The organism is Streptomyces sioyaensis, from assembly GCF_004122735.1.
GTDB classification, from domain to species: Bacteria; Actinomycetota; Actinomycetes; order Streptomycetales; family Streptomycetaceae; genus Streptomyces; species Streptomyces sioyaensis.
Genome location: NZ_SDIF01000086.1, coordinates 12,630 through 28,951, shown reverse-complemented (window position 1 = coordinate 28,951; position 16,322 = coordinate 12,630). Strand labels below are relative to the sequence as shown.

Annotated in this window: 16 protein-coding genes; 6 read left to right on the top strand and 10 right to left on the bottom strand. The window is 72.9% G+C overall.

Annotation, left to right across the window (positions count from 1 at the left end; translation table 11 throughout):
- The 4 genes from EST54_RS24560 to EST54_RS24545 form a co-directional block, all read right to left on the bottom strand.
- Positions 1-375: biotin/lipoyl-containing protein (locus EST54_RS24560; RefSeq protein ID WP_338059685.1), on the bottom strand; the 375-nt coding region annotated here is incomplete at its 3' end.
- 56 nt (positions 376-431) lie between these two features.
- Entirely contained in the window at positions 432-1,820 is a 1,389-nt protein-coding gene (lpdA, locus tag EST54_RS24555) for a dihydrolipoyl dehydrogenase (protein ID WP_129249894.1), read from the bottom strand.
- A gap of 380 nt (positions 1,821-2,200) precedes the next feature.
- Complete coding sequence (locus tag EST54_RS24550; RefSeq protein ID WP_129249893.1) at positions 2,201-3,745, bottom strand: leucyl aminopeptidase; 1,545 nt, start codon at positions 3,743-3,745, stop codon at positions 2,201-2,203.
- Positions 3,746-3,944: 199 nt separating this feature from the next.
- Positions 3,945-4,739: an adenosylcobinamide-GDP ribazoletransferase gene (locus EST54_RS24545; RefSeq protein WP_129249892.1), complete on the bottom strand. Its 795-nt coding sequence runs from the start codon at positions 4,737-4,739 to the stop codon at positions 3,945-3,947.
- Positions 4,740-4,846: 107 nt separating this feature from the next.
- On the opposite strand from EST54_RS24545, the gene EST54_RS24540 reads away from it, so the two are divergent.
- Positions 4,847-5,584, top strand: a complete 738-nt coding sequence (locus tag EST54_RS24540) for a hypothetical protein (protein ID WP_129249891.1) — start codon at positions 4,847-4,849, stop codon at positions 5,582-5,584.
- Here EST54_RS24540 and EST54_RS34915 read toward each other — a convergent pair.
- The 5 genes from EST54_RS34915 to EST54_RS35595 form a co-directional block, all read right to left on the bottom strand.
- Positions 5,559-6,308, bottom strand: a complete 750-nt coding sequence (locus EST54_RS34915) for a hypothetical protein (protein ID WP_174857508.1) — start codon at positions 6,306-6,308, stop codon at positions 5,559-5,561. The genes EST54_RS24540 and EST54_RS34915 overlap by 26 nt on opposite strands.
- Complete coding sequence (locus EST54_RS24530) at positions 6,305-8,068, bottom strand: phosphatidylglycerol lysyltransferase domain-containing protein (protein ID WP_129249890.1); 1,764 nt, start codon at positions 8,066-8,068, stop codon at positions 6,305-6,307. Before EST54_RS24530 ends, EST54_RS34915 begins: the two co-directional genes overlap by 4 nt.
- Before the next feature lie 144 nt (positions 8,069-8,212).
- Positions 8,213-9,259, bottom strand: coding sequence for a nicotinate-nucleotide--dimethylbenzimidazole phosphoribosyltransferase (gene cobT / locus EST54_RS24525; protein WP_129249889.1), 1,047 nt, complete (start codon positions 9,257-9,259; stop codon positions 8,213-8,215).
- 16 nt (positions 9,260-9,275) lie between these two features.
- Positions 9,276-10,034 carry a class I SAM-dependent methyltransferase gene (locus EST54_RS24520; protein WP_129249888.1) on the bottom strand — a complete coding sequence of 253 codons (759 nt, stop codon included), beginning with the start codon at positions 10,032-10,034 and terminating at the stop codon, positions 9,276-9,278.
- Between the two features lie 62 nt (positions 10,035-10,096).
- Entirely contained in the window at positions 10,097-11,560 is a 1,464-nt protein-coding gene (locus tag EST54_RS35595; RefSeq protein WP_244942606.1) for a bifunctional adenosylcobinamide kinase/adenosylcobinamide-phosphate guanylyltransferase, read from the bottom strand.
- A gap of 161 nt (positions 11,561-11,721) precedes the next feature.
- Here EST54_RS35595 and EST54_RS24505 point away from each other — a divergent pair, with 161 nt between their 5' ends.
- Positions 11,722-11,937, top strand: coding sequence for a hypothetical protein (locus EST54_RS24505; RefSeq protein ID WP_129249887.1), 216 nt, complete (start codon positions 11,722-11,724; stop codon positions 11,935-11,937).
- A gap of 98 nt (positions 11,938-12,035) precedes the next feature.
- Here EST54_RS24505 and EST54_RS24500 read toward each other — a convergent pair whose 3' ends face one another.
- Positions 12,036-12,632: a DUF3043 domain-containing protein gene (locus EST54_RS24500; protein ID WP_129249886.1), complete on the bottom strand. Its 597-nt coding sequence runs from the start codon at positions 12,630-12,632 to the stop codon at positions 12,036-12,038.
- A gap of 329 nt (positions 12,633-12,961) precedes the next feature.
- On the opposite strand from EST54_RS24500, the gene EST54_RS24495 reads away from it, so the two are divergent.
- The 4 genes from EST54_RS24495 to EST54_RS24480 all read left to right on the top strand — a co-directional run bounded on the left by EST54_RS24495 (position 12,962) and on the right by EST54_RS24480 (position 16,159).
- Complete coding sequence (locus tag EST54_RS24495) at positions 12,962-13,747, top strand: PspA/IM30 family protein (protein WP_129249895.1); 786 nt, start codon at positions 12,962-12,964, stop codon at positions 13,745-13,747.
- Between the two features lie 56 nt (positions 13,748-13,803).
- Positions 13,804-14,082 (top strand): PspA-associated protein PspAA, encoded by a 279-nt coding sequence (pspAA, locus tag EST54_RS24490; protein ID WP_129249885.1) that lies wholly within the window; start codon positions 13,804-13,806, stop codon positions 14,080-14,082.
- Positions 14,083-14,186: 104 nt separating this feature from the next.
- Positions 14,187-15,476 (top strand): sensor histidine kinase, encoded by a 1,290-nt coding sequence (locus EST54_RS24485; protein ID WP_129249884.1) that lies wholly within the window; start codon positions 14,187-14,189, stop codon positions 15,474-15,476.
- Positions 15,473-16,159 (top strand): response regulator, encoded by a 687-nt coding sequence (locus tag EST54_RS24480; RefSeq protein WP_129249883.1) that lies wholly within the window; start codon positions 15,473-15,475, stop codon positions 16,157-16,159. Before EST54_RS24485 ends, EST54_RS24480 begins: the two co-directional genes overlap by 4 nt.
- Positions 16,160-16,322 lie beyond the last annotated feature (163 nt).

Here is a 16,322-nt window from a genome sequence, read left to right as displayed (position 1 = left end):
GGCCGCCGCCGAGGCGCCCGCGCCCGAGGCCCAGCCCGAGCCGGCCTCGGCCGCGGGGGCCGGGGCCGGCTCGGGCTGGGCCTCGGGCGCGGGCGCCTCGGCGGCGGCCGGAGCCGGCGCGGCGGCCGGCGCACCGGTGCCGTCGTCGATGACGGCCAGCTCGGCGCCGACCTCCACGGTCTCGTCCTCGGCCACCTTGATGGCGGTCAGGACGCCGGCGGCCGGCGCCGGGATCTCGGTGTCGACCTTGTCGGTCGACACCTCGAGCAGCGGCTCGTCGGCCTCGACGCGCTCACCCTCGGCCTTGAGCCAGCGGGTGACGGTGCCCTCGGTGACGCTCTCGCCGAGCGCCGGCAGGGTTACGGAAACCGCCATGGTTTCAGTTGCTCCTTACAAAAGTGGTGCGGATGTGGTCGCGCCCGGGACTGGGGTCAGTCGTGGGAGTGGAGAGGCTTGCCGGCCAGGGCCAGGTGGGCCTCGCCGAGCGCCTCGTTCTGCGTCGGGTGCGCGTGCACGAGCTGCGCTACCTCGGCCGGCAGGGCCTCCCAGTTGTAGACCAGCTGGGCCTCACCGACCTGCTCGCCCATACGGTCACCGACCATGTGGACGCCGACCACGGCACCGTCCTTGACCTGGACGAGCTTGATCTCGCCCGTGGTCTTGAGGATCTTGCTCTTGCCGTTGCCCGCGAGGTTGTACTTGAGCGCGACGACCTTGTCGGCGCCGTACAGCTCCTTGGCCTTGGCCTCGGTGATACCCACCGAAGCGACCTCGGGGTGGCAGTACGTCACGCGCGGCACGCCGTCGTAGTCGATCGGCACGGTCTTCTGACCGGCCAGCCGCTCCGCCACCAGCATGCCCTCGGCGAAGCCGACGTGTGCGAGCTGGAGGGTGGGAACGAGGTCACCCACGGCCGAGATGGTCGGCACGTTGGTCTGCATGTACTCGTCGACGAGGACGTAGCCGCGGTCCATCGCGACGCCCTGCTCCTCGTAGCCCAGGCCCGCCGAGACCGGCCCGCGGCCGATCGCGACCAGCAGCACCTCGGCCTCGAAGGTCTTGCCGTCGGCGAGGGTGACCTTGACGCCGTCGGCGGTGTACTCGGCCTTGTCGAAGAAGGTGCCGAGGTTGAACTTGATGCCACGCTTGCGGAAGGCCCGCTCCAGCAGCTTGGAGCTGTTCTCGTCCTCGACCGGGACGAGGTGCTTGAGGCCCTCGATGATGGTCACGTCGGTGCCGAAGGACTTCCACGCGGAGGCGAACTCGACGCCGATGACGCCGCCGCCCAGCACGATCGCGGACTTCGGCACGCGGTCCAGCGTCAGCGCGTGGTCCGAGGAGATGATGCGGTTGCCGTCGATCTCCAGGCCCGGCAGCGACTTCGGCACCGAGCCGGTCGCCAGCAGGACGTGGCGGCCCTGGACACGCTGGCCGTTCACGTCGACGGAGGTCGGGGAGGACAGCCGGCCCTCGCCCTCGATGTACGTCACCTTGCGGGAGGCGATCAGACCCTGCAGGCCCTTGTACAGGCCCGAGATGACCTCGTCCTTGTACTTGTGGACCGCCGCGATGTCAATGCCCTCGAAAGTGGCCTTGACACCGAACTGCTCGCTCTCACGAGCCTGGTCGGCGATCTCACCGGCGTGCAGCAGAGCCTTGGTGGGGATGCAGCCGTTGTGCAGGCAGGTACCGCCGACCTTGCCCTTCTCGATCAGGGCGACGTCCAGGCCCAGCTGCGCCCCGCGCAGGGCAGCGGCGTAACCACCGCTACCGCCTCCGAGGATCACTAGGTCGAAAACGGTGCTGGCGTCGTTCGCCACGTCACGTCCTCCATGCATGGGTACGCCGGAGCCGGTCTCCTATGACCGGACGGCGGCTGTGGTTCGGCCGCTTTTACTTCGGCCCTGGGTAAGGGGGGCCCTGTCCTGCCGAGAACCCATCTTCGCACTTGTTCCACGGAGCCGGGACGGCGGGCCGGGCAGTGAGACGGTGACTGGCCGCCCCACAGGGGTTACTGAGGCGTACGAAATGTGCGGTACCGCACGGGAGGGGCCGTGGCGGGAAACGCGTGGACGTACGGATTTCGTCGAGGGCGAACGCGGCACGGGCGCGCGGCGCACCCGTGCCGACGGCCCCGGGCGCGCTGCCCGGGGCCGTGGCGGATATCACGGGCAATGACGAGGGAATCCCCGCCCTGCCGTCAGCCCAGATCGCCCGCGGCGGTGCGCTCCGCCAGCCGGACCAGGGTGCGGACCGCGGATCCGGTGCCGCCCTTGGGCGTGTAGCCCCAGGGCGCGCCCTCGTGGAAGGCCGGGCCCGCGATGTCGAGGTGGGCCCAGGTGATGCCCTCGCCGACGAACTCCTTCAGGAAGAGGCCGGCGACCAGGCCGCCGCCCATCCGCTCACCCATGTTGGCGATGTCGGCAACCGGCGAGTCCATGCCCTTGCGCAGCTCGGACGGCATCGGCATCGGCCAGGACTGCTCGCCGACCTCCTCCGCGATCTCGTGGATCGAGGTGCGGAAGGCGTCGTCGTTGGCCATGACCGCGAAGGTGCGGTTGCCCAGGGCGAGCACCATGGCACCGGTCAGGGTGGCGACGTCCACGATCGCGTCCGGGGCCTCCTCCGAGGCGCGGGTCAGCGCGTCGGCCAGCACCAGCCGGCCCTCGGCGTCGGTGTTGAGCACCTCGACGGTCTTGCCGCTGTACATGGTCAGCACGTCGCCGGGGCGGGTGGCCGAGCCGGACGGCATGTTCTCGGCGAGCGCCAGCCAGCCGGTGACGTTCACCTTCAGGCCGAGGCGGGCGGCGGCCACGACCGCGGCGAACACGGCGGCCGCACCGCTCATGTCGCACTTCATGGTCTCGTTGTGGCCGGCCGGCTTGAGCGAGATGCCGCCCGAGTCGTAGGTGATGCCCTTGCCGACCAGTGCCAGGGTCTTGTCGGCCTTGGGGTGCGTGTGCGCGATCCGCACCAGCCGCGGCGGGGCCTCGGAGCCCTGGCCGACGCCCATCAGGCCGCCGTAGCCGCCCTTCTTGAGTGCCTTCTCGTCCAGCACCTCGACCTTGAGGCCGAACTCCTTGGCGGCGGCCTGGGCCTGGGCCGCGAAGGACTTCGGGTCGAGGTCGTTGGAGGGCGTGTTGATCAGATCGCGGGCGCGGTTGATCTCCTCGGCCAGCGCCACGGAGCGCTCGGCGGCCGCCTTGAACTCCTTGTCGCGCGGCTTGCCGCCGACGATCGCGGCCTCGCCGAGCGGCGCCGACTTGGCGTTGTCCTTCTTGCTGCCCTTGGCGTTCTGCCCGTTGCCGTTGCTGCGGTACGCGGTGAAGGTGTACGCGCCGAGCAGCGCGCCCTCGCTCACCGCGGCGGCCGCCTCGGCGTCCTCGACGGGCAGCGCGAAGCCGGCCTTCTTGGTGCCGGACAGGGCGCGGGCGGCGCTGCCCGCGGCGCGCCGCAGCGCCTCGTTGTCGTAGGCGTCGCCCTTGGCCGGGGCGTCGCCCAGGCCGACCGCCAGCACGACCGGCGCCTTGAGGCCGTCGGCGGCGGGCAGCTTGGTCACCTCGCCCTCGGCACCACTCGCGCCGAGGGTCTCCAGCACAGCGCCGAGCTTGCCGCCGAAGGCCTTGTCCACGGCCTCCGCGCCGGGGGCGACAACGACGCCCTTGGCGCCCTTGGCCACGCCGACGACGACGGCATCCGCACGCACCGTTGCGGCGGAAGAAGTACTGAGGGTCAGTGCAGTCACGGTGATAGGGGTCCTGTTCGTCCGGGGAATCCGTCTGCGCGCAACGCGCTGCTGCGGCCGAGCCTACGCTCGGCGACGCCGCGGGGCCCCGTCCCCCGGCACACCGGCGGCGACGGCCGCTCCGGCGGACGGTGCCGTGACGGGTGAACTACGTTGCTGTCAAGGCGTGTTGGGGACCCGGCGGAGGGCTGTGCGGTCGTCAGCCCAGTGCCAGCGCCAGCAGCGCCGTGAGGCCGGCGCTCTCCGCGAGGGCCCCGAACACATCGCCGGTCACCCCGCCGAACCGCCGCCGGCAGTGCCGGAGCACCAGCTCGCCGAGCCCGAGGCCGGCCAGTGCCGCGAGGGCGGCGCGCAGCGCGCCGTACGGGCCGAACGCGGCGCCGGCCGCCGCACATCCGGCGGCCACCAGCGCCACGCACAGCAGAGCCGCCCGCACCGGAACGGTGCCCGCGACCGCCGCGCCCAGTCCCTCCGGGCGGGCGGCCGGCACCCCCGCGCGGGAGGCGAGGGTCAGCGCGGTGCGCGCGGTCACCGCGGCGACGGCCGCCGCGGCCGCGCCGCGCGCCCAGCCCCCGGCGTACAGCCCGGACAGCGCGGCCACCTGTGCCAGCAGGGTGAACACCAGCGTGAGGACCCCGAACGGGCCGATGTCGGACTGCTTCATGATGCGCAGGGCGTCCTCGGCGGGCTTGCCGCTGCCCAGGCCGTCGGCGGTGTCGGCGAGCCCGTCCAGATGCAGTCCGCGGGTGAGCACCGCGGGCACCGCGGCGGTGCCGACCGCGGCCAGCAGCGGACTGCCGCCGAGCAGCAGCAGCGCACCGCCGACGGCGGCCGCGCACAGCCCGACGACCAGCCCGGCCAGCGGCGCGCAGAGCATCCCGCCGCGCGCCGCCGCCCGGTCCCAGCGGGTGACGTGCACCGGCAGTACGGTCAGCGTCCCGAACGCGAAGCGCAGGGCGTCGGAGGGGGACGGGGGAGCGGAGGTCTCGGTCACCGCGGAAGGCTATCCGGGCGCCGGCGGCGTTTGGCTGCCGGTCCCGGGCACCGGGAGGGGGCCTAATGGTTGCTCCGTGTCCTTGTGCGGCAAACCGGGAGAGTGGGATGGGCCACTGGTGGTACCGCAACATCGTCGAGCCGGGGAAGCTGCCGCTGCTGCTCGCCCTGGCCTCCTTCGTCCTGACCTTCCTCGTCACCCGCGTCATCACCCGGCTCATCCGCGCGGGCCGCGGACCGTTCCGCAACATCAGCCCGGGCGGCGTCCATGTGCACCATGTCGTGCCCGGCGTGGTGCTGATGGTTCTCGGCGGCTTCATCGCGCTCGCCGGCGGCCGGCGCGGCTTCGGTTCCGGTGTCGCGGCGGTGCTCTTCGGGATGGGAGTGGGCCTCGTCCTGGACGAGTTCGCGCTGATCCTGCATCTGGACGACGTGTACTGGACCGAGGAGGGGACCAAGAGCGTCGAGATCGTCATCCTCACCGCCGCCCTGGTCGCCCTGATCCTCGGCGGCTTCCTGCCGTTCGGCGTCAACGAACTGAGCCCGGACGAGTCGACGAACCGCTTCACCGTCGTACGGACCGTGGCCGTCAACTTCCTCTTCGTGCTCGTCGCGCTCGTCAAGGGCAAGGGCCGGATGGCGGTCATCGGCGTCTTCGTGCCGTTCGTCGCGCTGTTCGGGGCGGTCCGGCTGGCCCGGCCGCACTCGCTCTGGGACAGGCGCTGCTACCGCAACCGGCCGAAGGCGCGGGCCCGTGCCCGGGTCCGCGCCGTCCGTCACGACCGCCGCTGGTCGGGGCTGCGCCGCAGGGTCGAGCAGTTCATCGGGGGTGCTCCCAGCCGCTGACCTGCTGGAAGCCCGGCGGTTTGTGCGGCTGCCACGCCTCCTGCAGCAGACACGCCGCCAGCACCACCAGCGCCGCCGCGACGTGCTCCTTGCCCGCCAGGTTGTTCTTGATGAACACCACCTCGACGACCATCGAGGCCACCACCGCGGTACAGGTGAACCACGCGCGATGGCGCCAGCACACGTACACCGCCAGCCCCACCACGGCCGCCGAAGGACCGGTGTCGATCACGTACTTGTCCGAGTCGGGCAGCCCGATGGGACTCTCCGGGCCGATCCAGATGCCGATCCGGGCGTACATCGTCCCGGCGAGCGTGGCCAGGTAGGCGACCCCCAGCGTCTGCCGCCAGCCCACACAGATCTCCGCGATCCCGAAGACCACCAGGATCTGCGCCAGCGCACCCCACACCGGAAGGTCCAGCGCGGGCACGAACAGCGACAGCGGGGTGCGCAGCAGCGCCACCCACAGGTGCTCCCAGGCCTGGACGGAGCCGATGTCCTGCACCGCCCGATAGCCCCAGGCCTGGTTCTGTACGCACTGGAAGACCAGGGTCAGTCCGACCGCGGCGAGCGTCACCGGAATCGCCCGCAGCCGCCGCGTGGCCAGCGCGGACCGCACCGTCCACAGCAGCGGGCCCCACTCGCCGCGCGCGAAGCGGCGCAGGGCGGACGCGTCCCCGGGCCCCGGCACAGGTACCTCCCGCCCCGCCCCGGCTCCGCTCATCTCACGTTCTCCAGGTGCTTGCGGTTCAGCCACTTGGGCAGTCCGGGTGCTTCCAGAAAACCTTCCGCACGGGCCGCGGCGATTCCGATGCGCAGCAAATCGGTGCTCTTTTCGAAGAGCAGGTACCGCGGCTCCCAGATGGGCCGGTATTTCGCATTGGCGCGATAGAGCGATTCAATCTGCCACCACCGGGAGAAGAAGCTGAGCAGTGAGCGCCACAGGCGCAGCACCGGGCCCGCGCCGAGCCGCGATCCACGTTCGAAGACGGAACGGAACATCGCAAAGTTCAGTGAGAGCTGAGTGATCTCCACCTCTTTCGCGCGCTGGATCAACTCCAGCACCATGAACTCCATCAGACCGTTCTCGGAGTTCCGCTCCCGCCGCATCAGATCCAGCGAAAGGCCCTTTGCGCCCCACGGGACGAAACTGAGCAGCGCCCGCAGCTCCCCGGTTTCCCCGTCGGCGCCGCCGTCCCGGCACTCCAGCATCACGCAGCGCCCGTCCCCCGGATCCCCGAGCCGGCCCAGCGCCATCGAGAAACCCCGCTCGGTCTCCCCGTCGCGCCAGTCGTCGGCCAGATGCAGCAGCCGGTCCATCTCCTCGGCGGGGATGTCCTCGTGCCGGCGGATCCGGACCGTGTAGCCGGCCCGCTCGATACGGTTGTACGCCTGCCGTACGGTGCGCATCGCCCGCCCGGCGAGCGTGAACTCCGCGGTCTCCACGATCGCTTCGTCGCCGAGCTCCAGCGCGTCCAGCCCGTGCCGGGCGTAGATCGTGCCGCCCTCCTCGCTCGCGCCCATCACGGCCGGCGCCCAGCCGTGCTCCCGCGCCTCGGCCAGCCAGCCCTCGATGGCGCCGGGCCAGGCCTCGGGGTCGCCCAGCGGATCACCGGAGGCCAGCGACACCCCGCCCACCACGCGGTAGGTGACCGCCGCCTTGCCGCTGGGGGAGAACAGCACGCTCTTGTCGCGGCGCAGGGCGAAGTAGCCCAGCGAGTCACGGTCGCCGTGCCGCGCCAGCAGACCGCGCAGCCGCTCCTCGTCGTCCGCGGTGAGCGGCTCGGTGCGGCGCACGGACCGGAACGCCGCCCACAGCACCGCGACCAGCAGCAGCGTGCTCAGCACATTGATCGCGACATTCACCCAGTTCGGGGTGGCGATCTCCGGGAACGCACGGTCGTCGGCGACCAGCGACACCAGCCGCATCAGGCCGTAGCGCCAGCGCTGGACGAACGTCGAGGAACCGTCCGCGGTGTTGGTGGCGCTCACCAGCAGCGCCGCGAGCAGCGAGGTGACCAGCAGGCCGCCGGCCGCGACCGCCGCCGCCAGTTTCGGATTCGAGCGGTCGCCCTTGGCGTAGAACTCCCGGCGCCCGACCACCAATGCGGCGACGAACAGCACGGTCAGCCCCAGTGACACCCAGTTCTGCAGATGTCCGCGGAACTCCGGGACCGTCGCCATCCCGAGGGCGAACAGCAGTACCAGCAGACCGGAGAGCACCAGATTCAAAATCCACGCCGCCCGCTTGCGCCGCCGCAGGGTGACGGAGAGGAAGAGCGAGAAGGCGCCGGAGGCGAACCCCGCGGTCAGCAGATACGGAGTGAAGAATTCCGCGATGTTGTGCCGACGGATGTCGTTGCCGAACGACACCCACACCGCACTCAGGAAATTGAGGAACGTGACCGTGCGCAGATACCAGATGCCGAACCCGGCACCACGCTGTGACCATGGACCGCGCGGGCGGTCTTCATCCGGACTCAAGCGATGTCTCCCATAAAACGTGTAAAGCGCGATCTTATGGGGCGCGCACCGGTGGTCCGGTACGGCAGGAAGCGGCGAGGCGCCCGCACGGGGCGCCCGTCCGGTCGCTTCGTACGGTGCCGGCCCCGCCGGGCCGGTGCCGGGTCAGTCGCGCACGGGCAGCTCTGCCGCCAGGGCCGCGGCCGCCTGCACCAGTGGCAGGGCGAGCAGCGCCCCCGTCCCCTCGCCAGCAGTGACGCCATGGTCGAGCAAAGGGTTGAGCGCGATCCGGTCCAGCGCCTTCGCCTGCGCCGGCTCCCCGCTCGCCTGCCCGGCCACCCACCAGTCCGGCGCCCGGAACGCCACCCGCTGCGCCACCAGCGCACAGGCCGCCGAGACCACCCCGTCCAGGATCACCGGGGTGCGGCGCACCGCGCTCTGCAGCAGAAAGCCGGTCATCGCGGTCAGGTCCGCGCCGCCGACCGCGGCCAGCAGCTCCAGCTGATCGCCGAGCACCGGACGGGCCCGCCGCAGCGCGTCGCGGATCGCCGCGCACTTGCGCATCCACGCCAGATCGTCGATGGGGGCACCGCCGCGCCCGGTGACCACCGAGGCGTCCGTACCGCACAGCGCGGCGATCAGGGTGCTCGCGGCCGTCGTCCCGCCGACGCTCAGATCGCCCAGCACCACCACGTCGGTGCCGGCGTCCGCCTCCTCGTCCGCCAGGGTCATCCCGGTCCGGAACGCCGCCTCGGCCTCCTCGGCCGTCAGCGCGTCCTCGATGTCGATCCGGCCCGAACCGCGCCGCACCCGGTGCCGGGTGACCTCCCCGGGCAGCTCCTGCGGGTCGCAGTCCACCGCCAGATCGACCACCCGCAGCGGCGCCTCCGCGCCCCGGGCCAGCACCGCCGCCGGGCTCGTACCGTCCAGCACGGCCCGGACGAGATCCCTGGTGGTCCCCGCCGGCCGGGCCGAGACGCCCAGCTCCGCCACCCCGTGATCGCCCGCGAACAGCAGCACCCGCGGCCGCTCGACGGGCCGCACCGGCACCTCCTGCTGCGCGGCGGCCAGCCACTCGCCCAGCTCGTCGAGGCGGCCGAGCGCCCCCGGCGGCAGGGACAGGCGTGCCCGCCGCTCCTCGGCGGCACGGCGCACCCCGCCGTCGGGGCGCTCGATCAGGTGGGCGAAGTCATCGAGATTCAGGGCGCTCATTGGGCGCAGATTACCGTCAACTCACCGCTGACGAGGCACGTCGGGGGGATCGGGCCGCCGCGAACCGCACCTCGCACACGAGGGGCACCAGCGCCCGCAGCACCGGCGTCCGCTGCCCGAGCCACGACGGCAGGCCGTACGCCGTCCACCGCCACGGCGGGCCCGCTGCCGGCACCGGCGCGAGCTCGTGCACCGCGGCGATGCCCGGGTGCGTACCGGCCAGCCGCGGCAGGTCACCACGGTCCAGCCCCCAGCGCACCGGAGCCGACCACCGGCCGCCGCCCGGCGCGGCCGCGGCCCGCCGGGCCAGCGCCGCGGTCAGCCGTGGCAGGGCGTCAAAAACCAGCGCACCACCGGGAAACCGCTCGGCGCACGCCGCCAGCAGCGCCCTGACCGTCGCCGGCGGCAGCCGCATCAGCACCCCCGGCGCGGTGACGACGACCCCGCGCTGCGGCTCCCGCACCGCGTCCAGCCAGTCGTGGTCGCCCGCCGTGCAGGCGACCGTACGCCGCCGGGGTCCGTCCGGCAGCAGCATCCGGCGCACCGCGGCGGCCTCCGGCACCACCACCGTCAGCCAGGTCAGCCGCCCGTTGTCCAGCCGCCAGAAGCCGGTGTCGAGGCCCTCCCCGAGCGCGACCACCGTCGCCTGCGGATGCCGCGCCAGATAGGCCCGGACGGCCGCGTCGAAACGCCGCCCGCGTGCCCCCGGGTCCCGGGCGGGCGCCGCGGCACACCCCGCCGGCGCTTCGGTCTCGGTCCGCTCGGATTCGGTCACCGCTCAAGAGCACCCGGCGCCGCACCCCGGGGCAAGCGGACACGGGCCGCACCGGTCATCCGTCATCCACGCAGCGCAAGCGCCTGGCCCGCGACGACCAGCAGCACCTGCTCGCACTCCGCGGCGAACGCCGCGTTCAGCCGCCCCAGTTCGTCGCGGAACCGGCGGCCCGCCGGGGTCGCCGGGACGACCCCGGAGCCCACCTCGTTGCTGACCGCCACCACCGGCCGCCGGGTCGCGCGCACCGCCGCCACCAGCGCGTCGGTCCGCTCCCGCAGCGCCCGCCGGCCACCGGCCTCCCAGGTCGCGTCGTCCCACGCCCCGACCTCGTCCATGACATGCGTCAGCCACAGCGCCAGACAGTCGATGAGCAGCGGCGACGCGTCGGCCGCCCGGCCGGCCCCGGCTCCCGCGGCGGGCCCGCCGGCCTCCGCCCCCGGCCACACCGCTCCGGCGCCCCGCCCCGCGGCGCCCTTCCCCGGCCCGGCGGATTCCGCGCCCGGCGCCGGGGCTTCCGTCCCCGGCCGTACGGCTTCCCCCTCCGGCTTCCCGTCGTCCCTCCCCGGCCTCGCGGCTTCCCCTCCCGGCCTCGCGGCTTCCCCTCCCGGCCTCCCGGCCTCCAGGAGCGGCACCAGGTCGCAGGTCTCGACGGTCCGCCAGCTGCTGGGGCGCCGCTCACGGTGCAGGGAGACCCGCTGCGCCCAGTCCTCGTCGCCGTCCCGGGTCCCCCCGGTGGCCACGTACACCACGTCCGGGAAGGCCGCGAGCCGCCGCTCCGCCTCCAGCGACTTCCCGCTGCGCGCCCCGCCCAGCACCAGCGTCCGCCGCGGCAGGTCCGGCACCGCGTGGTACTCGCCGACCACCAGCGAACTGCCGTCGGCCACCGCCCGGGCGCCCACCGCGGCCAGCCTGCGGTGCAGCTCGGGCCCCGGCGGCACGTCGTGGTCCACATGCACCGCGACCACATCCGTCGCCGCGTCGACCAGGCCGCCCGCCCGCAGCCGGGCCAGCGCGTCCGGCCGCGCCAGCACGTCGAGCAGCACCAGGTCGTACGGCCCCGCGGCGCCCTGGGCCCCGGCACCGCCCGCCCGGCCGGTGGCGTTGCCCACCCCGGCCGGTGCCGCGCCTGGCGGCAGATACAGCAGCCGCTCGCCGTCGGCTCCGGAGATCTCGTAGCCGGTCCCCGGACCGTCCACCGCGAGGGCCCGCACCCGGTGCCCGTCGAGCAGGGCCAGCTCTCGCCCGTCCGCGACCCGCCCCGGCTGCGGCAGCCCGGCGGGCACCTCCATCGCCGGGCCGTCGTGCGGATGCGAGAGCAGCACCTGCCGCACGCCCGCCAGCGACCGCCCGGCCCGGGCGGCCGCGAAGGCCGGCCCCGGCGTCAGATCGATCAGCAGCACGCCGTCGACGAGCAGCGCGGTCGCCGCCCGCGCCTCGTCGCCGACGGCGGTCGCACAGGCGGCACACGGGCAGCCGGGACGCGGCAGCCCCTGCGGGGCCCCGGTGCCGAGGAGAGTCACATCCACACCGCCGAGTTTCTCGCGTCCGGCAGCGGTGAGCGCGGCGGGGGCGGACTCGACACGGCCGTTAGGCTGCCGATCAGCACGGAAGCACGGCACCGCGCAACGTGGCAGGACCCGTTCCGCGGTGGCACTGACTCGTACCCGGTGGGATCCAGGAGGCGGACATGGCGTGGACGTGGCGGTTCGAGAAGGCGGACGGTGCGGAGGCGGCGCCCGCCGTGGAGCCGGAGGAGTTCACCACGCAGGGCGACGCGGAGTCCTGGATCGGCGAGGAGTGGAAGGCCCTCCTCGACGGCGGCGTCGACCAGGTCAGGCTCTTCGAGGACGGCACGGAGGTCTACGCGGGCCCGATGAGCCTGCACGCGGACGCCGAGGGCTGAGACCGCAACGCCGCGCGGCCGGACCCCACAGAGGGGCCGGCCGCGCGGCGCGTCAGTCTGAAAGAACCAGCAGGAACCCGTCCGGACCAGCCGGGCCGTCAGGGCCGCTGACCCCGCTTGACCTGCGGCTTCGGCAGCCGCAGCCGCCGCATCTGCAGCGTCCGCATCACCGCGTACGCCTTCACGCCCTTGAGGTTCTCGTTCGGGAACTTCTCCTGCAGCCGCTTGCTCAGGCGGAACCAGATCAGCACCGAGTCGAGCACGATCAGCACGATCAGCACCAGCCACAGCAGCAGCGCGATGCTCTGGATCGACGGCACCCGGATCATGGTGAGCACCAGGATCACCACGGCCATCGGCAGGAAGAACTCGGCGACGCACCAGCGGGAGTCGACGTAGTCCCGCGCGAACCGCCGCACCGGCCCCTTGTCGCGCACCGGCAGATACCGCTCATCGCCGTTGGCCAGCGCCTCGCGCTGACGGGCCATGTCGGCACGGCGGGCCTCACGCTGGGCCTTGGCCGCGTCCTTGCGGTTGGCCGGCGTGTGCGCACGGGAGCGGCGCTGCGACTGCGCCTCGTTGCGTTTGGGCGTCGGGCGGCCCTTGGGGGCCTGCGGATCGCGGGGCTGCTGGGGCTGGTCCGCGGTCACCTTGGCGGTCGCGGCCTGCTCATCCTTCGAACGGCTTCGGAACACAACACCCAAGAGTACGTGCTCGCCGCGAGAGAGCCATGGTCCGACGGGCACGATCCGGCAACGGAGCCCCCGCCGGCCCCGTCGCACCGGGCCACCCACCCCGCTCATCGGGTCAGAGCGGACATCTCGCGGGTTGTCCGGACTCTCCCTACTCCCTGCGCGGGAGACGTGGCGCCCCGCGATCGTCCTGGAGGAGGAGCGCATCCGGGCGCGAACAGTGCGGTAATGGAACCAGGGCCCGTACTGTGGGGTCTGTAGATGTGCTGGAGCCTAAGCCCGGGGCGACCCGGGTCAGAAGGGGGCGCGCGAGGCCCATGAGCGATGGTGTCATGAAGCGGATGGGGATGATCTTCCGCGCGAAGGCCAACAAGGCCCTGGACCGGGCCGAAGACCCGCGCGAGACCCTCGACTACTCGTACCAGAAGCAGCTGGAGCTGCTGCAGAAGGTGCGCCGCGGGGTCGCCGACGTGGCGACCTCCCGCAAGCGCCTGGAGCTGCAGCTCAACCAGCTCCAGGGCCAGTCCGCCAAGCTGGAGGACCAGGGCCGCAAGGCGCTGGCGCTCGGCCGCGAGGACCTGGCCCGTGAGGCGCTGACCCGGCGGAGCGCGCTGCAGCAGCAGGTCACCGACCTGGAGACGCAGCACCAGACGCTGCAGGGCGAGGAGGAGAAGCTCACGCTCGCCGCCCAGCGCCTGCAGGCCAAGGTCGACGCCTTCCGTACCAAGAAGGAGACCATCAAGGCCACGTACACGGCCGCCCAGGCGCAGACCCGGATCGGCGAGGCCTTCTCCGGCATCTCCGAAGAGATGGGCGATGTCGGCATGGCCATCCAGCGCGCGGAGGACAAGACCGCGCAGCTCCAGGCCAGGGCCGGTGCCATCGACGAGCTGATGGCCTCCGGCGCGCTGGACGACCCGTCCGGCATGGCCAAGGACGACATCACCGCCGAGCTGGACCGGCTCTCCGGCGGCAGCGATGTCGAACTGGAGCTGCAGCGGATGAAGGCCGAGCTCTCGGGAGGCTCGTCCGCCGGCCAGCAGGCCATCGAGAGCGGCCAGAACGGCGAGGCGAAGCCCTCCCCGCAGCAGGACCAGCCGCGTTTCGACAAGCAGTGACGGACTGCGGCGGCTAGCCTCGCAAGGATCGTCGGACCGGACCAAGGGAGACCGTCGTGATCGTACGGATCATGGGGGAGGGCCAGGTGAAGCTGGACGACGCCCACTTCACCGAGCTCAACAAGCTGGACGATGAGCTGCTCGCCGAGATGGAGAGCGGCGACGACGAAGGCTTCCGGCGCACCCTCGGCGCCCTGCTGGACGCGGTGCGCCGCCTGGGCACGCCGCTCCCCGACGACGCCCTCGAACCGTCCGCCCTCATCCTGCCGTCCCCGGACGCCTCGCTCGACGAGGTCCGGGAGATGCTCAGCGACGACGGCCTGATCCCGGGCTGAACCCCGGCCGGCCCCCGGCCCGGTCACTCCACTCCAGCGCACAGCACTCCAGCGCACGGCGCCCCGGTCCCCGCGAAGGGACCGGGGCGCTACCGTTTGCTCTTGTGAGCCTCCTCGATCCCCGCCCGGACGCGTCGCGCGCCGGCCGCTTCCAGTGGCACCGCACGCATCCGCGCGCATGGGACGCCACCGTGGCCGTCGCTGTCTTCGGAAGCATCCTGTTCGGTGCGATGGCCGGGCCGCACGGCTCGCAGGGCTCGCACTTCGTCCGCCACGAACTGTCCGCCACCGCCGTGGCACTGGCCGCCCTGGCCTGTGCCGCCCTGCTCCTGCGCCGCCGGCTGCCGCGCACTGTCCTTGCCGCGACGGTCGTGCTCACCCTCGCCGAACTCCTCACCCGCACCAGCACCCAGGGGGCCCCGGTGGCCGCCTCCACCGTGATCGCCCTGTACGGCCTGGCCTCCCGCACCGACCGCCCCACCACCTGGCGGGTGGGCGCGCTGACCGTCGTCGTGCTGACCGCCGCCGCGATGCTCTACGGGCCCCGCCCCTGGTACTCACAGGAGAACATCGGGATCTTCGCCTGGACGGGCATGGCCGCGGCGGCCGGCGACGCGGTCCGCAGCCGCCGCGCGTTCGTCGACGCCATCCGGGAGCGCGCCGAACGCGCCGAGCGCACCCGCGACGAGGAGGCCCGGCGCCGGGTCGCCGAGGAGCGCCTGCGGATCGCCCGCGAGCTGCACGATGTCGTCGCCCACCACATCGCTTTGGTCAACGTCCAGGCCGGGGTCGCCTCGCACGTCATGGACAACCGCCCCGACCAGGCCAAGGAGGCGCTGGCGCACGTCCGCGAGGCGTCCCGCTCCGCGCTGGAGGAACTCCGCACCACCGTGGGCCTGCTGCGGCAGTCCGACGACCCGAAGGCACCGACCGAGCCGGCGCCGGGCCTGGGCGTCCTCGACCAGCTCGTCGACGGGTTCGTCCGCGCCGGGATCCCCGTCGACCTGGAGGTCCCGCCGCTGCCGAGGCCACTGCCCGCCTCCGCCGACCTCACCGCCTACCGCGTGGTCCAGGAGGCGCTGACCAACGTCCACAAGCACGCGGGGGAGGGGGCCCGGGCCACGGTGCGGATCGTGCACTCCGACACCGCGCTGACCGTGACCGTCCTGGACGACGGCGCCGGCCGGGCCGGCGTACCGCGCCAGAAGGGCGGCGAGCGGCCGGCCGTGGAGCCGGACGGTCCCGAGCCCGGCGGCGGCCACGGCCTGATCGGGATGCGCGAGCGGGTCTTCGCGCTGCGCGGCACCGTCGAGACCGGCCCCCGCGCGGCCGGTGGCTTCCAGGTGCGGGTGACCCTTCCACTGCAGACCGTCCGTACGGGGGAGACGACATGACGATCAAGGTGCTGCTCGCCGATGACCAGGCGCTGTTGCGCAGCGCGTTCCGGGTGCTGGTCGACTCCGAACCGGACATGCGGGTGGTGGGGGAGGCCTCCGACGGCGCCCGGGCGTACGAGCTGACCCGGGCCGAGCGCCCCGATGTCGTCCTGATGGACATCCGGATGCCCGGTGTCGACGGCCTGGCGGCCACCCGCATGATCAGCGAGGACCCCGACCTCACCGAGGTCCGGGTGGTCATCCTGACGACGTTCGAGGCCGACGACTACGTGGTGCAGTCGCTGCGCAACGGCGCCAGCGGTTTCCTCGGCAAGGGCGCCGAGCCGGACGAGATGCTGCACGCCATCCGGATCGCGGCGGCCGGTGAGGCGCTGCTGTCACCGGTGGCGACCAAGGGGCTGATCGCCAAGTTCCTTGCGCAGGGCCGGAGTTCGGGTGACGGCGATCCGGCCGGGCGGGGCACCGAGCGGCTGGCGACGCTGACCGGCCGGGAGCGGGAGGTGCTGACGCTGGTGGCCGGCGGGCTGTCCAACGACGAGATCGCCGAACAGCTCGCGGTCAGCCCGCTCACCGTCAAGACGCATGTGAACCGTGCGATGGCCAAGCTCGGGGCCCGGGACCGCGCCCAGTTGGTGGTCATCGCCTACGAGTCCGGACTCGTACGTCCACGGGTGCAGTAAGGGTGGAGTAAACGTACTCCGAACGCGGTACACCCCCCGCCCGGAAACCGACCTGCGAGCGAGGAAATCCGGCCAGGGCATGCCGGAAGGTTGAGGTGGGCTGTAAAGGCCCCTGTCGTCGGGCCCCAGCAGGCCCCGCCGCCCTTTCGGAACAGAAGAGAGT

Excerpts from the sequence above, each read along its gene's own strand:
- cobT (WP_129249889.1), bottom strand. The coding sequence starts at position 9,259 with ATGAGCGCCCTGAATCTCGATGACTTCGCCCACCTGATCGAGCGCCCC.
- EST54_RS24495 (WP_129249895.1), top strand. The coding sequence starts at position 12,962 with ATGAAGCGGATGGGGATGATCTTCCGCGCGAAGGCCAACAAGGCCCTG.
- EST54_RS34915 (WP_174857508.1), bottom strand. The coding sequence starts at position 6,308 with ATGAGCGGAGCCGGGGCGGGGCGGGAGGTACCTGTGCCGGGGCCCGGG.
- EST54_RS24480 (WP_129249883.1), top strand. The coding sequence starts at position 15,473 with ATGACGATCAAGGTGCTGCTCGCCGATGACCAGGCGCTGTTGCGCAGC.
- EST54_RS24540 (WP_129249891.1), top strand. The coding sequence starts at position 4,847 with ATGGGCCACTGGTGGTACCGCAACATCGTCGAGCCGGGGAAGCTGCCG.
- EST54_RS24505 (WP_129249887.1), top strand. The coding sequence starts at position 11,722 with ATGGCGTGGACGTGGCGGTTCGAGAAGGCGGACGGTGCGGAGGCGGCG.